Source organism: Arthrobacter globiformis (assembly GCF_030818015.1).
Classification (GTDB): domain Bacteria; phylum Actinomycetota; class Actinomycetes; order Actinomycetales; family Micrococcaceae; genus Arthrobacter; species Arthrobacter globiformis_C.
This window is the reverse complement of sequence record NZ_JAUSZX010000001.1, coordinates 1,935,333-1,949,250: the sequence shown is the minus strand read 5'-3', so window position 1 is coordinate 1,949,250 and position 13,918 is coordinate 1,935,333. Positions and strand designations below refer to the sequence as shown.

The following is a 13,918-nucleotide window of genomic DNA, read 5'->3' as shown; positions in this document are numbered from 1 at the left end:
CGGCCTTCTGCGTAAATCTCGTGGCTGGCGCCGCTAGCCGATCTTGCGCGCCGCTAGCCAATCTTGCGCGCGGCGCGGCGCTTGCTGAGTTCGTCGTCCGGGAACGTCTGGTCGCCGGCGTGCTCGCTGGGCAGGGAGGCGAGGCTTCCCTCGACTTCGCGCCACACGCGGCCCACGGCAATGCCGAACACGCCCTGGCCGCCCTGCACGAGGTCGATGACCTCGTCCGCGGACGTGCATTCGTAGACGCTGGCGCCGTCGCTCATGAGCGTGATCTGGGCCAGGTCCTCGACACCGCGTTCACGGAGGTGCTCCACGGCACTGCGGATCTGCTGCAGCGATACCCCGGTGTCCAGCAGCCGCTTGACCACCTTCAGGACCAGGATGTCGCGGAAACCGTAGAGCCGCTGGGAACCGGAACCTGCTGCGCCGCGGACTGCAGGCTCCACCAGGCCGGTGCGGGCCCAGTAGTCGAGCTGCCGGTAGGTGATGCCGGCAGCTTTGCAGGCCGTGGGCCCGCGGTAGCCGGCGTCCTCGTCCAGAACGGGGAGATCCTCAGTGAAGAGAAGACCCTGAGCACCGCTTGCGGGCACGGCAACGCCGGCCGTCGAGGGTCGCTTCAGCTCGCCTGCTTCGCCTTTCGGACTCACGTGGATCCTCCTTGTCATGAGCTCCCCTGAGGAAGTTGCCTCAACAGCTGCCACGCGCATGAAATTCATGCGTGTAATTCGGCCGGAGTAGCACTTTCCAGTGTGACTTGCGCCGCTGTCGTATGCAATGGGAACTTGGTACCTTCGACGTTAGGCCTGCCACGGCCCAAGGTCAAAGACGTTCGCATGATTAGTGGGGCGTGTCGAAAGTTTCAGCCTTAACTTTAACCTTAACGTGACCTTAGCCGTCGAAATCCTCGGGCTCGACGTCGTCAAGGAACTCCCGGAACCTGCGCAGCTCGCGCTCTTCCTCCACAGTGGGGCCGGGCTCGGTGTCCTCGCCCTCGTCATGTTCGGTGATACGCACGCCGGCCTCGTCCATGACAGAGTCAGCGCACCAGATCCGGCACTTGGCGCGCAGTGCGATGGCCAGCGCGTCGGATGCCCTTGAGCTCACCGTGGCCCCGTTCTCGAACTGGAGCTGGCCGTAGAAGATGTTGTCTTCCACGGCCACGATGTTCACGCTGACCACGGAATGGCCGAGCGTCTCCACGACGTCAACCAGGAGGTCGTGGGTCATGGGCCGCGGCGGCACCACGCCCTGCTGGGCCAGCGCGATGGCACTTGCCTCGGGTGTCCCGATCCAGATGGGAACGTGCCGTTCGCCGTGCATCTCGCGGAGCAGAACCAGGGGCTGGTTTGAAGGCAGTTCGATGCGGACGCCCACAATCTCGACTTCGATCATCAGATTTCCATCCGCGAGATACGGTCCTGGACAAGGGCCCGGTGCAGGGTAAGGCAAAGGTCGCTGATTTCCCGGGCGGCTTCCGCCGCGCGGGCCTGCGACGCAGCGTCCCTGCGCGAGGTCAGGGTGGCCACGGCACGTTCCACGAGTCCGAATTCGCGCTCCGCGGCCGCCTGGAAGGGCCGGAGGTGCCGTGGCTCCAGTCCGTGGCTCTCCAGCTGGACGCAGGCGCGTGCCACCTGGAGGGCGTGCTCGTCAAATTTGCCGTCGGTGTGCCCGATGAGGCCGAAGCTGAGCAGGGACTGCAGGAGCGGCACGCTCGCCCCCGACTCCGCGCGCAGCTGCTCCTCGCTGAGCCTGCGTGCTTTGTTCTGCAGTTCCGCGGCGAGCTCGTCCGAGACGATCCGCGGGGAGACGGTAACCCCGGGCGGAAGGTTCTCGGGCCGTTCGCCCCTGTCGATGGCGTCAAGGTAGTCCTTGATGACCTTCAGCGGCAGGTACTGGTCCCGCTGAAGGGACAGGACAAAGCGGAGCCGTTCGACGTCACTGTCCGAGTACTGCCGGTAGCCCGCGGGTGTACGCCGGGGATTGATGAGCCCCTTTTCCTCAAGGAACCTGATTTTCGACGCCGTCATGCTCGGAAAGTCATCGCTCAGCTGAGCGAGCACTTCCCCGATGTTCAGGACCAGTGGTCCCCGGCGTTCCGGTTGTGCCATTGCCACAGGCAGCCGCTCCGAATCAGACGCGTCCTGCTGCGCGGGCAGGGCTCAGGTAGAAGGTGAGACGGAACTTGCCAATCTGGACTTCGTTTCCGGACCTCAGTTCCACGCTGTCCACGCGGTCATGGTTGACATAGGTGCCGTTCAGGCTTCCGGTGTCCACCACCTCGAAGCTCCGCGGTGTGCGCCGGAACTCGACGTGGCGGCGGGAGACCGTCACGTCGTCGAGGAAAATGTCAGCATCCGGGTGCCGCCCGGCGGTGGTGACATCGGAATCAAGAAGGAATCGGGCACCCGAGTTCGGCCCGCTGTGGGCCACGAGCAGGGCGGAGCCGGAGGGCAGTGCCTCGACGGCAGAGCGTTCCTCCGGGGAGAGCTTGGGTACGATCGTTGGCTCTTCACGAACCGGAGTGAGGTTGATCGAGGTGGTTTCCGAGGCCCTGCCCGCACCTGTGCCGTAATCGCCGTTGGTGTGGTTCTGTTCGCCGCCAACCATGGATTCCTCCTCCTTCGTTGCAGATGTCCCCCTGCAATCAACGCGTACCGTCCGGAACTGCCGGGCAGCTCCGGTATGCCGCCCGCCGTCCGGCCGTTGGACTCCATTGCTGGACTCTGGTGGCCGGGCAGCGGGACCGGTTAGCTTTAGCCTACCTGTTGTTCGTACTCCGATGCACTGAGCAGGGAATCCACTGCGTCAGGTTCGGCGAGCTTGACTTCGATAAGCCAGCCGTCGCCGTACGGATCGGAGTTGATGAGTGCGGAATCGCTGTCCAGTGCCTCGTTGCGGGCCACGATCTCGCCGGAGACAGGCGCGTAAATGTCGCTGACGCTCTTGGTGGACTCAACCTCGCCCACGACGTCGTTTGCCTTAACAGTGGTGCCGACTTCGGGCATCTGGGCGTAGACGACATCCCCGAGGGCGTCCTGGGCGAAGTCGGTGATCCCCACGCGGACCACACCATCGGCATTCGGTGCGGACACCCATTCGTGTTCGGCGGTGTAGGACAGATCAGAGGGAATGTTGCTCATCAGGGGCCTTTCATCGGGTCAATCACCAATGTCAACGGAGGCGTAGGGAACAGCCACCGGTTGAAAGTATATGCACAACTCCCTGGCCGCCGGATGTGCCATGGTGCCCCTGCGGGAACCGCCCAATCGCGCATTCCTTGTGGCAAAGTGGTGCCATGCCGGAACTACCCGAGGTGGCCGCACTGAGCACGTTCCTCGACACGCGGCTGCGCGGCGCAGTGCTGGAGAAGCTGCAGATCCTGTCCGTGGCGGTACTCAAGACAGCCGACCCGCCCTACACGGCGCTGGCGGGCCGAACCATCACCGGCGTGGAGCGGTTCGGGAAGTTCGTCAGCATCGACGCCGACGGCCTGCATTTCGTCTTCCACCTCGCAAGGGCGGGCTGGGTCCGCTACACCGAAAAACCCTCGCCAGATCCGCTCCGGCCCGGCAAGGGTCCCATCGCGGCCCGCCTGCACCTCGCCGGGGCGGACGGTAACAAGATGGGCATCGACCTGACCGAGGCCGGCACCAAGAAGGGCCTGGCGATCTACGTGGTGTCAAAGCCGGGCGATGTTCCCGGCATCGCCGAGCTCGGCCCGGATCCGCTGGTCCCCGCGTTCACCCGGGAGATGTTCGCCGAGATCCTCGCCGGGCACCCGCACCAGATCAAGGGCGTCCTGCGGAGCCAGAGTGTCATTGCCGGCATCGGCAATGCGTACAGCGACGAAATCCTGCACGCAGCGAAGATCTCCCCGTTCGCCATGGCCAATTCATTGGAGCCGGCGAAGGTCGGGATCCTGTTCGACGCCATCCACACCGTCCTGGGAGCCGCAGTGGCCCAGGCCCAGGGGAAGGCGCCCGCCGACCTCAAGGATGCGAAACGGAGCGGCATGAATGTGCATGGCCGTGCCGGCCAGCCCTGCCCGGTTTGCGGGGACACAGTCCGGGAGGTGTCCTTCGCGGACACTGCGCTGCAGTACTGCCCCACCTGCCAGACCAACGGCAAGATCCTGGCCGACCGCAGAACGTCCCGCTTCCTGAAGTAGCACGTGCCGCCGTCGAACGGGCAACAAAAAACCCCGCCAACCCAGTTGGGTTGGCGGGGTTTTGTTGTCGGGCTGACAGGATTTGAACCTGCGACCCCTTGACCCCCAGTCAAGTGCGCTACCAAGCTGCGCTACAGCCCGTCAGTTCCGCCGTTCTCCGCTTCGGTGATTATTCCGGAGAATTTCACCTAAGCAGTCCGGCCGAACCACCTAGAAGAGCTTACACGATTCCGGAGGGTGCCAGTGACACTTTCCGGCATTCGCCGCCCGGTGTGTCGTAATTAACGCTTCTTGCCACGCTTTTCGCGCACACGCATGCTGACTTCGATGGGCGTGCCCTCGAAGCCAAAGGTTTCCCGCAGGCGGCGGGTGATGAACCGGCGGTAGCCCGGGTCCAGGAATCCCGTGGTGAACAGGACGAACTTCGGGGGCCGGCTGGAGGCCTGCGTGCCGAAGAGGATGCGGGGCTGCTTGCCGCCGCGGACCGGGTGCGGGTGGGCCGCTACCAGCTCGCCCAGGAAGGCGTTGAGCCGTCCGGTCGGAATGCGCCTGTCCCAGTTTTCCAGCGCCAGTTCCAGCGCCGGCACCAGGCGGTCCTTGTGCCAGCCCGTCTTGGCGGAGATGTTGACGCGCGGCGCCCATTCCACATGCGCCAGGTCCTGCTCGATTTCGCGTTCCAGGTACCGGCGGCGTTCGTCGTCCAGCAGGTCCCACTTGTTAAACGCGAGCACCAGGGCACGCCCCGATTCGATGGCCAGCTGCAGGATGCGGACGTCCTGTTCGCTGAGCACCTCGTCAACAGCAAGAAGAACGACGGCGACCTCGGCTTTTTCCAGCGCACTCTGGGTCCGGAGGGAGGCATAGAAATCGGCGCCCTGCGCCATGTGCTGGCGCCGGCGGATGCCGGCGGTGTCCACGAACCGCCAGGTCTGGCCGCCGAGCTCGATGAATTCGTCAACCGGGTCGCGCGTGGTGCCGGCGGTGTTGTCCACCACCACACGCTCGGAGCCGGCCAGCTTGTTCAGCAGGGAGGACTTGCCGACGTTGGGGCGTCCGATCAGGGCGATCCGGCGCGGGCCGCCGGAGCGTTCAACGCCCTCGACGGTGGAGAACTCCGGCAGGGTGTCCATGACGTGGTCCAGCAGGTCGGCGACCCCGCGGCCGTGCAGCGCGGAGACAGGGTACGGCTCGCCGAAGCCCAGGCCCCACAGGACGGCCGAGTCGGCTTCCTGCGCGAAGTCGTCCACCTTGTTGGCCACGAGGATGACAGGCTTCTTGCTCCGGCGGAGCATCTTCACGACGGCCTCGTCGGTGGCGGTTGCCCCGACGGCCGAGTCGACGACGAACAGCACGGCGTCAGCCAGTTCCACTGCCATTTCCGCCTGCTCCGCCACCCGGGCATGGATGCCCCGGGCGTCGTGCTCCCAGCCGCCGGTGTCCACCAGGGTGAAGTTCCGTCCGTTCCAGTTGGCCGAATACATCACGCGGTCGCGCGTCACTCCGGGGGTGTCCTCCACGACCGCCTCGCGGCGGCCGAGGATGCGGTTGACGAGGGTTGACTTGCCGACGTTAGGGCGGCCGATGATGGCGAGCACGGGGTCCAGCTTGAGCGGGCCCTCAAGCTCGTCCTCGTCGTGCAGGCCGCTCAGGAGCGCGGCGTCTTCCTCGTCGAGTTCGTAGTCGTCCAGTCCGGCGCGGAGGGAAGCGGCGCGAAGCTCCGCCTCTTCATCGTCCAAGGCTGCCAGATGTTCAGCCACCTGGTCGGTGCCGGTGGGCGTGTATTCGTCTTCGCCGGCGCCGGAGTGGCCGGAAGTTTGAGTCGTATCGCTCATTGCACTTTCCTTAATGGTGGTCTGCCGGCGGCCCGGCTACTGCGGTGGAACGTTGGTGCGGATGGTCCGCGGAGGGCAATGACAGCCCGCTGAGCCGGACAGTGTCACGGACGTGCGCGGCAAGAAGGTCACGGATTTCCGTAGCCGCCCTGTCCATTGAAGCACGCCCGGTTTCATCCGGTTTCCGGCCCAGCGCGAGGGGTTGGCCGAAGCTGACGTGCAGCCGGCGGCCCGGTTTCGGGATGCTGTCCAGGTGTTCGCCGCCCTGCCGCGTGCCCAGGATGGCCACGGGCACCACGACGGCGTCGGAATTCAGGGCGAGCCACGCCACCCCGTTGCTGATGCCGGCTGCAGTGCCGCTCCCCCGGGTTCCCTCGGGCAGGATGCCGACGCAGCGGCCGGCGTCGAGCACGTCCTTGCTGAGTTGCAGAACCGAGCGGTCCCCGGTCCGGTCAACCGGAAGCTGGCCCGACGCCTTCAGCACGCGGCCAAGGAAGCCCTTGAACATCTCCTTCTTAACGAGGATGTGCATGGGCCGGGGCGAGGCACCGAACATGACGGGTCCGTCGAGGAAGCTGATGTGGTTTCCTGCGAAAATCACCGGCCCCGCGGCCGGAACGTTGGAACGTCCGGTCACGGATGTGCGGTAGACGATGTTGTTCAGGAACCGGCCGACGGGCCGGCTCCAGGCCATGGTCCAGCTGCCGGGGACTCCAGTCCCCGGCATCCTGGCGGAATCACTCATGGTTGATGACCTTGGTGACGATGCGCAGCGCGGCGGACACGGTTTCCTCGAAATCCAGTTCCGACGAATCCAGTGTCACCACGCCGTCCGCCGCCTGGGTGAAGTTCACCACCGTGGAGTCCTTCGCGTCCCGCTGGGTCACCTGGGCAGCCAGCTGCTCGGCGCTTTGCGTTCCGCCGAGCTGGATGCCGCGGCGGCGGAGCCGCGCCTCCTCGCTGGCGGTCAGAAGCATGCGGACCTGGGCAGCGGGGGCGACGACGGTGGTGATGTCCCGGCCCTCCACCACCATGCGGCGGTTGTGCTTTTCGATCAGGGCGCGCTGGCGGCGGATGAGTTCCGTCCGGGCACCGAGCGTGGTGGCGACGGCACTGACGGCCGAGGAGATGGCCGGTTCCCTGATGGCGTCGGTAACGTCGGTGCCGTCGACCCGCACATACTCGGTGTGCGGGCTGGTGCTGATGTCCAGCGGCAGTTCCTCGGCAGCCAGCTCGACGGCGGAGGCATCAGCGAGGTCTGTTCCGCGGTCGAGGCAGTACCAGGTGAGGGCCCGGTACATGGCGCCCGTGTCCAGATAGGCAAGGCTGAGGCGCCGGGCCACTTCCTTGCTGACGCTGGACTTTCCGGAGCCGGACGGCCCGTCGATGGCCACCACGAGCGGGCGGCCCAGCCGGAGGGCAGGCAAAGTTTCGGTCAGTTCCTGTGTCATTACTGCAGTACCCGCCATCCACGGTCGCTTAGTGCTTCTACAAGGAGGTCATGCGCGCTCGGCAGCACGGAGATCTCCACCATGCCCACATTCTGCCCTGAGGAGTGGTCCAGGCGGAGATCTTCGAGGTTGACGCCAATCTCACCGATTTCGGTCAGCAGCCTGGCGATCTGGCCGGGCCGGTCGTCTACGAGCACAGTGAGCCAGGAATATGCCTGCGGCGGTCCGCCGTGCTTACCCGGAATCCGTGCCTGCCCGGCGTTGCCTTCGCTCATCAGCTGGGCCAGGTCGAGACGGGCTCCGGCGGCCGCGGGGTCTTCCAGAGTTCCGATCAGCCGGTTGAGGTCTTCACGCACACCGTAAAGGATCTCGACCACCTTGCCGGCATTCGCACCTAGGATCTGGACCCACAGCGTAGGGTCGCTGGCTGCGATGCGGGTGGTGTCGCGGAGCCCGTTCCCCGCGAGGGAGAGGGCGTGCAGCGGCGTGTCCTGCAGACGGGTCGCCAGCAGCGAGGACATCACCTGCGGCAGATGGGACACCAGGGCCACGGCCCTGTCATGTTCTTCGGCCGTGAACTGCGAAACCAGGGCACCGAGGTCGGTGGCCAGCGCCCGCGCAGCCTGGAGCGCCCCGGCCGAGGATTCCTCGGTGGGGCAGACAACCCACGGCATGGAGGTGAAGAGCTCGCCCCGGGCGGCGACGGGCCCGGATTTCTCGCGTCCGGCCATGGGATGGGTACCGACGTAACGGCTGAGGTCCGCGCCGCGGCTGCGCAGGTCATGCAGGATCGCCGCCTTGACGCTGGCGATGTCGACGACGGTGGCGTCCGGATAGTCTGCCAGCGCACGGTCCACAACGTCCGCGGTTACGTCCGGCGGCGATGCGACAACCACGAGTTCAGGACTTTCGTCCCCCATGGCGGCCAACGGGAGGCCGGCGCCGATGTCAACGGCGACCGCCTGGTTGGTGGGCGAGGGATCGGACAGGTAGACGGCAACGCCACGGCCGCGCAGGCCGAGGCCGATGCTGGTGCCGAGCAGGCCTGTGCCAATAACGACGACCGGGCCGTTCAGGTGTCCCCGGCCGTGCGTACGGAAAGCCGACATCCCTTACAGCCCCACGGATGCCAGCAGGTGGCCGACTTCCTGCTTGCCGAGGTTGCGGATGCTTCCCTGGCGCTGGTCGCCCAGGCCGATGGGGCCGACCTTGACGCGCACCAGGCGCAGCACCGGGAACCCGACGGCGTCGAACAGGCGCCGGACAATGCGGTTCTTGCCGGAGTGCAGCACCACCTCGATCAGCACGTGGCCGGGGGTTGAGTCGACCAGCCGGAAGGAGTCGACCGACGCAAAGCCGTCCTCGAGTTCGATGCCGTCCTTGAGCTGCGCGCCGATGCCCTGCGGGAACGGTCCGCGGACCTGTACCAGGTAGGTCTTGGGGACCTCGTAGGACGGGTGGGTCAGCCGGTTGGCCAGCTCGCCGTCGTTGGTCAGCAGGAGCAGGCCTTCGGTGGCGACGTCCAGGCGTCCGACGTGGAAGAGCCGTTCGCCCTGGTTGTTGCGGACGTAGTCGCTGATGCACGGCCGGCCTTCGGGGTCCTCCATGGTGGACACCACGCCCTTGGGCTTGTTGAACACCATGTAGACCAGCGTGTCATCGAGCTGGATGCGCAGGCCGTCCACGTGGATGACGGCGGTCTTGGGGTCGACGCGGACGCCGAGCTCGGTGACAACCTTGCCGTCGACCTCCACGCGGCCCTCGGCGATCATCTCTTCGCAGACGCGGCGCGAGGCGACGCCGGCGGAGGCCATGACCTTCTGCAGGCGGACGCCGTCGGCGTCGTGGACTTCCGACTGCGGCACCTCGGCGCGGGGACCGCGTGTGCGGGATGGCCGGCGTACCGGACCTAGGCTCTGGCCGAAGCGTTCGCTGCCGAAGGCGCGCGAACCCGCTGCCTTTGGGGCGCCCGACTTGGGCTTCAGCGCTCCCGGCGTGCCGGGGGCCTTGTTCGCTCCGGGCTTCCGGGCAGCGGCGGCCTTGCGTGCGCCGGCCTTGGGTGCACCAGTCCTGGGCGCGGGGGCCTTGGCGCCCGGCTTCCAGTCGCCTGTGGGCCGGCGGCCGGCGGGCGTCTCGTCCGGATCGACGAACCGCTCCTCGCGTGGCTTGGCCTTGTAGGTGCGGTCGCCGAAGGGGCGGTCACCGCCCTTGGGGAAGTCGCGCTTCCCGGCGCCCGCGCCCCGGTTTTGTACTGCCCCGCGGCCTTGTGCCGCGCCGCGCGCGGCGTTGCTGTCCGGACCTTTACGTCCGGAGCTGTTACGTGGTGAACCCTGGCGTCCCGCCTGTGTCATGACCCGTCCTCTGTGATTTTGACCGGCAAAGGTTGTCCAAAGACAACACTAGCCAGCCGTGCAGATTAAATCTGCCCTGGTAAAAACTGCTTCGCAGGCGTGCCGCCTACATTCTTCCGGCGTCGTAGAACTCTTCAATTCCTTCAAGCCCCGGAAGGTGCGGTGAAAGCTGAGGCAACTCAGCCACCGAGCCGATTCCCATGCGCTCAAGGAAATACGACGTCGTGCGGTACAGGACAGCGCCCGATTCCGGATCTGTTCCGGCATCCTCGATCAGCCCGCGCTGGGTCAGCGTCCGCACAACAGAGTCAACGTTGACTCCACGAATTGCAGACACCCTTGCCCTGGACACCGGCTGCCGGTAAGCGATGACGGCGAGTGTCTCGAGCGCCGCCTGGGTCAGCCTGGCTGTCTGACCTTCCAGGACGAAAGTACCAACGACGTCGGCGAATTCAGCCCGGGAGTAGATGCGCCAGCCGCCGGCGACCTTCCGCAATTCAAAACCCCGGGGGCTGGAAGCGACTTCATGCTCAGGTCCATCACTGCCAGTTTCCATATCCGGGGCTTTAACAGTATAGCCGTCATAGTCGCGCTGCAGGTCCAGCAGCAGAGCCTCGACGGCGGCCACCGTCAGGTTGAGCCCCGCCGCGAGGTCGGTGGCAGAGGTGGGCTCGTCCAGCACCATCAGTACCGCCTCAAGCGCGGCGCGTTCCCGGCCCGCAATTGGATCCGTCATTACTGCTCCTCGTATTCCTCGCTCAGGTGCTCCCCTGTCCATCCGGTGCCGGCCGCTGTCCAGCGCACGGTCAGGTCGCCAAGCGGCGCCACCTGGTCGAAGGCCACCACCTGGTCCCTGAACAGCTCCAGGAGCGCCAGGAAGCGCGCCACCACCACCAGGGTGGATTCGGCGTCGGCTATCAATGCCCGGAATGTCAGGGGCCGGCCGTCCTGCAGCCGCAGGCCGATCAACTCCGCCTGCTCGCGAACGCTCACCGTGCCGCCGTGCAGGTGGGCCACACCGACCTCCGTCGGCGCCGGGGCCTTTGGCTTGAGCGCGGCCTCGGCCAGCGCCGCGAACTGCTCGGGGGTGTGCTTCCAGACGAGCTCCGGCAGCATCGCGGCGAAGTGTTCCTCGAGGGCGACCTGCCGTGGATAGCGCCGGGACTCCAGTTCCAGTGTGGCGTCCATCAACGCGGCGACCCGCTTGAAGGCCTTGTACTGCAGCAGCCGGGCAAAGAGCAGGTCACGTGCCTCGAGGAGGGCTATGTCGTCGTCGTCCTCCACCTCGCCTGCGGGCAGCAAGCGCGCTGCCTTCAGGTCCAGCAGCGTGGCCGCGATGACAAGGAACTCACTCGCCTCGTCAAGGGCCCACTCCTCCCCCAGCTCCTGGAGGTTCCGAATGTACCGAATGAACTCGTCGGTGACCGTGGCAAGCGCCACCTCGGTGATGTCCAGTTGGTGTTTGGAGATCAGCCCCAGCAGGAGGTCGAAGGGCCCGCTGAAGTTGGCCAGGCGTACTTCGAAGCCGGACCGCCTGGCCTCGACGGGGGGCGTTGCCGGCTCTGCGGTCATGCGGGCTAGGGCGCGCCGCCGCGCGAAATCAGTTCCTTGGCGAGGCGGCGATAGGCATCGGCACCCACATGGTTTCCGGCGTAGCTCGTGATGGGCTCGGCGGCCACGGTGGCGTCGGCGAACTTGATGGAGCGCTTGATGACGGTTTCGAAGACCTTGTCCCCGAAGGCTTCCACCAGGCGGCTGATAACCTCGCGGCTGTGCAGCGTGCGGGCGTCGTACATCGTGGCCAGCACGCCGTCCACCTGCAGCCGCGGGTTGAGGCGGTCCTGGACCTTGTCGATGGTTTCGACCAGGAGGGCCACCGCGCGCAGGGCAAAGAATTCGCAGATGAGCGGAATGATCACACCATGCGCCGCGGTCAGGGCGTTGACCGTGAGCAGGCCGAGGGAAGGCTGGCAGTCGATGAGCACGACGTCGTACTCGTCCTCGACCTTCTTCAGCGCACGGTCGAGGACCTGCTCTCGGGCGACCTCATTGACCAGCTGGACTTCGGCCGCGGATAGGTCGATGTTGGCCGGCAGCAGGTCCACGTTCTCCACGCCGGTCTGGTGGATGGCTTCGTGGATGTCGATCTTACGGTCCATCAGGACGTTGTAGACGGTCAGGTCGAGTTCGTGGGGGTTGATGCCGAGCCCGGCGGACAGTGCGCCCTGTGGGTCGAAGTCCACCAGGAGCACGCGTCGGCCGTATTCGGCCAGCGCTGCAGCAAGGTTGATGGTGGAGGTGGTCTTGCCCACCCCGCCCTTCTGGTTAACCATGGCTATGACGCGGGCCGGTCCATGGGAGGACAGCGGCGCGGGCTCCGGAAAATCGCGGTGGGGGCGGCCGGTGGGACCCATGACGGCGTCTTCCAGGTCGAGTTCCGTGCCTTCCAGAGTTGCTGAACCCTGTTCGCTGCTCACGTATCAATCCACACTTTCGATGACGGTGATTTTTCTGCCGCTGTCTGCCAGCGCCCCTGCTTCTTCCACCCCAAGGCTACAGCGCCCGACACGGCATTCCTTGGACCTTGACTTTTGATGGCGTTTGAGCCTTTACCTTGTACCTGAGGTCGAAGGTTGGTGTCCGGCAGCAAAGAAAAAACCGCCCGCACAGGCGCGGCCTGTGCGGGCGGTTTCACTGTAGTTGTATCGCGCAGGCCTTAGGCCTTGGCAGGCACTGCACTCTCCGGCGTTTCTGCCACACCGTGGTGGTGTGCCACCATTGTCTGCTCGTCAAACGGCTCCTCGCCGGACAGCACCCGGTTCACCTGCTCGCCGTCGACCTCCCTGACCCACGTACCGATCAGCAGCGTGGCGACGGCGTTGCCGGTGAAGTTGGTCAGCGCTCGGGCCTCGGACATGAAGCGGTCGATGCCCACGATCATGCCGACGCCGCCGAGGAGTTCGGGCCGGTGTGCCTGCAGGCCGGCAGCGAGGGTGGCCAGTCCGGCGCCGGTGACGCCGGCCGCACCCTTGGAGGCGATGATCATGAAGACCAGCAGGGAAATCTGGGCGCCGAGGTCCAGCGGCGTTCCCATGGCGTTGGCCACGAAGAGCGAGGCCATAGTCAGGTAGATGGCCGTGCCGTCCAGGTTGAAGGAGTAGCCGGTCGGCACCGTCACGCCGACCACCGGCTTGGAGACGCCCAGGTGCTCCATCTTGGCGATGAGGCGGGGCAGGGCGGCTTCGGAGGACGACGTCGAGAAAATCAGCAGGTATTCGCGGGCCAGGTACCTCATCAACTTGAAGATGTTCACGCCGGTGACAACCTGCAGGAGGCCGCCGAGGATGACGACGATGAAGAGTGCGCAGGTGATGTAGAAGGCGACCATCAGGGTGAACATGCTCACGATGGCACCGAAGCCGGTGGCGCCGACCACGGCGGCGATGGCCCCGAAGGCGCCCAGCGGGGCGAGCCACATGATCATGATCAGGATGCGGAAGACCAGGGCCTGGCCGTAGCCGATAGCCTTCAGGATCGGCGCCCCCTGCGGGCCCATCCTCTGCAGCGCGAAGCCGACGAGGATGGCGGCGAGCAGGGTGGGAAGCACCGGAATGTCCCCGGGAATGATGCCCAGGAGGAAGTCAACCGTGCTGTCCGTGGCCGCCTTCTTGTTGGGGTCGTACGGTGCGAGCTTCAGCCCTTCACCCGGGTGGATGATGTTGCCGACGACGAGGCCGATCGCAAGGGCGAAGGTGGACATGACGACGAAGTAGCCCAGGGCCAGTCCGCCGACCTTGCCGACCGTGGCTGCCTTGGCGATGGAGCCGATGCCCAGCACGATGGTGCAGAAGATCACCGGGGCGATCATCATCTTGATCAGCTTGATAAAGCCGTCGCCGAGGGGCTTGAGTGATTTTCCTACCTCGGGGAACAGCAGTCCCACCAGTGCACCGAGAATCACCGCGGCGATAACCGCAATGTAGAGGTAGTGGGACTTGTCCAGTCCCCTGCGCTCGGCTGTGGCCGGCGCTGCCGACTCTCCTCGTTGAGAAGCCATCTTTCTCTCCTTATGGATAATCTGGAAGACGCTTCGGCACAATCTCTGGGCTCCGC

15 protein-coding genes and 1 tRNA gene are annotated in these 13,918 nt (G+C 65.8%); 1 reads left to right on the top strand and 15 read right to left on the bottom strand.

Annotated features, from left to right (window positions below; translation table 11 throughout):
- Window positions 1–53 precede the first annotated feature (53 nt).
- From QFZ23_RS08955 to gcvH, 5 genes are all read right to left on the bottom strand, one after another.
- Entirely contained in the window at window positions 54–650 is a 597-nt protein-coding gene (locus QFZ23_RS08955) for a MerR family transcriptional regulator (RefSeq protein ID WP_306922261.1), read from the bottom strand.
- Between the two features lie 241 nt (window positions 651–891).
- On the bottom strand, window positions 892–1,395 hold the full coding sequence (locus QFZ23_RS08950; RefSeq protein WP_003801809.1) for a bifunctional nuclease family protein: 504 nt from the start codon (window positions 1,393–1,395) through the stop codon (window positions 892–894).
- Window positions 1,395–2,111: a transcriptional regulator FtsR gene (gene ftsR / locus QFZ23_RS08945; protein ID WP_043418625.1), complete on the bottom strand. Its 717-nt coding sequence runs from the start codon at window positions 2,109–2,111 to the stop codon at window positions 1,395–1,397. The genes QFZ23_RS08950 and ftsR overlap by 1 nt, the downstream gene beginning before the upstream one ends.
- A 22-nt stretch (window positions 2,112–2,133) precedes the next feature.
- Window positions 2,134–2,610 carry an FHA domain-containing protein gene (locus QFZ23_RS08940; protein ID WP_306922254.1) on the bottom strand — a complete coding sequence of 159 codons (477 nt, stop codon included), beginning with the start codon at window positions 2,608–2,610 and terminating at the stop codon, window positions 2,134–2,136.
- A 146-nt stretch (window positions 2,611–2,756) separates the two neighbouring features.
- On the bottom strand, window positions 2,757–3,143 hold the full coding sequence (gene gcvH, locus QFZ23_RS08935) for a glycine cleavage system protein GcvH (protein WP_306922252.1): 387 nt from the start codon (window positions 3,141–3,143) through the stop codon (window positions 2,757–2,759).
- Window positions 3,144–3,298: 155 nt separating this feature from the next.
- Between gcvH and QFZ23_RS08930 the strand changes: the two genes are divergently transcribed.
- Entirely contained in the window at window positions 3,299–4,171 is an 873-nt protein-coding gene (locus QFZ23_RS08930) for an Fpg/Nei family DNA glycosylase (RefSeq protein ID WP_306922250.1), read from the top strand.
- Between the two features lie 67 nt (window positions 4,172–4,238).
- Here QFZ23_RS08930 and QFZ23_RS08925 read toward each other — a convergent pair.
- The 10 genes from QFZ23_RS08925 to QFZ23_RS08880 form a co-directional block, all read right to left on the bottom strand.
- Window positions 4,239–4,312 (bottom strand) — tRNA-Pro (locus QFZ23_RS08925).
- Between the two features lie 140 nt (window positions 4,313–4,452).
- On the bottom strand, window positions 4,453–6,003 hold the full coding sequence (gene der, locus QFZ23_RS08920) for a ribosome biogenesis GTPase Der (RefSeq protein WP_306922248.1): 1,551 nt from the start codon (window positions 6,001–6,003) through the stop codon (window positions 4,453–4,455).
- A 10-nt stretch (window positions 6,004–6,013) separates the two neighbouring features.
- Window positions 6,014–6,697 carry a lysophospholipid acyltransferase family protein gene (locus QFZ23_RS08915; RefSeq protein WP_373427926.1) on the bottom strand — a complete coding sequence of 228 codons (684 nt, stop codon included), beginning with the start codon at window positions 6,695–6,697 and terminating at the stop codon, window positions 6,014–6,016.
- A 43-nt stretch (window positions 6,698–6,740) separates the two neighbouring features.
- On the bottom strand, window positions 6,741–7,454 hold the full coding sequence (cmk, locus tag QFZ23_RS08910) for a (d)CMP kinase (protein WP_306922245.1): 714 nt from the start codon (window positions 7,452–7,454) through the stop codon (window positions 6,741–6,743).
- A complete protein-coding gene (locus QFZ23_RS08905; RefSeq protein WP_306922242.1) occupies window positions 7,454–8,563 on the bottom strand; it encodes a prephenate dehydrogenase in 1,110 nt (369 codons plus the stop codon). Before QFZ23_RS08905 ends, cmk begins: the two co-directional genes overlap by 1 nt.
- 3 nt (window positions 8,564–8,566) lie before the next feature.
- Window positions 8,567–9,805 (bottom strand): pseudouridine synthase, encoded by a 1,239-nt coding sequence (locus QFZ23_RS08900; RefSeq protein WP_306922241.1) that lies wholly within the window; start codon window positions 9,803–9,805, stop codon window positions 8,567–8,569.
- Window positions 9,806–9,911: 106 nt separating this feature from the next.
- Entirely contained in the window at window positions 9,912–10,541 is a 630-nt protein-coding gene (scpB, locus tag QFZ23_RS08895) for an SMC-Scp complex subunit ScpB (protein WP_306922240.1), read from the bottom strand.
- The gene (locus QFZ23_RS08890; RefSeq protein WP_306922238.1) at window positions 10,541–11,377 is read right to left on the bottom strand and encodes a segregation and condensation protein A; all 837 of its coding nucleotides are present in this window, start codon (window positions 11,375–11,377) and stop codon (window positions 10,541–10,543) included. The genes scpB and QFZ23_RS08890 overlap by 1 nt, the downstream gene beginning before the upstream one ends.
- A 5-nt stretch (window positions 11,378–11,382) precedes the next feature.
- Window positions 11,383–12,282, bottom strand: coding sequence for a ParA family protein (locus QFZ23_RS08885; protein WP_306922236.1), 900 nt, complete (start codon window positions 12,280–12,282; stop codon window positions 11,383–11,385).
- Window positions 12,283–12,521: 239 nt separating this feature from the next.
- On the bottom strand, window positions 12,522–13,862 hold the full coding sequence (locus tag QFZ23_RS08880; protein WP_306922234.1) for a cation:dicarboxylate symporter family transporter: 1,341 nt from the start codon (window positions 13,860–13,862) through the stop codon (window positions 12,522–12,524).
- Window positions 13,863–13,918: the final 56 nt, after the last annotated feature.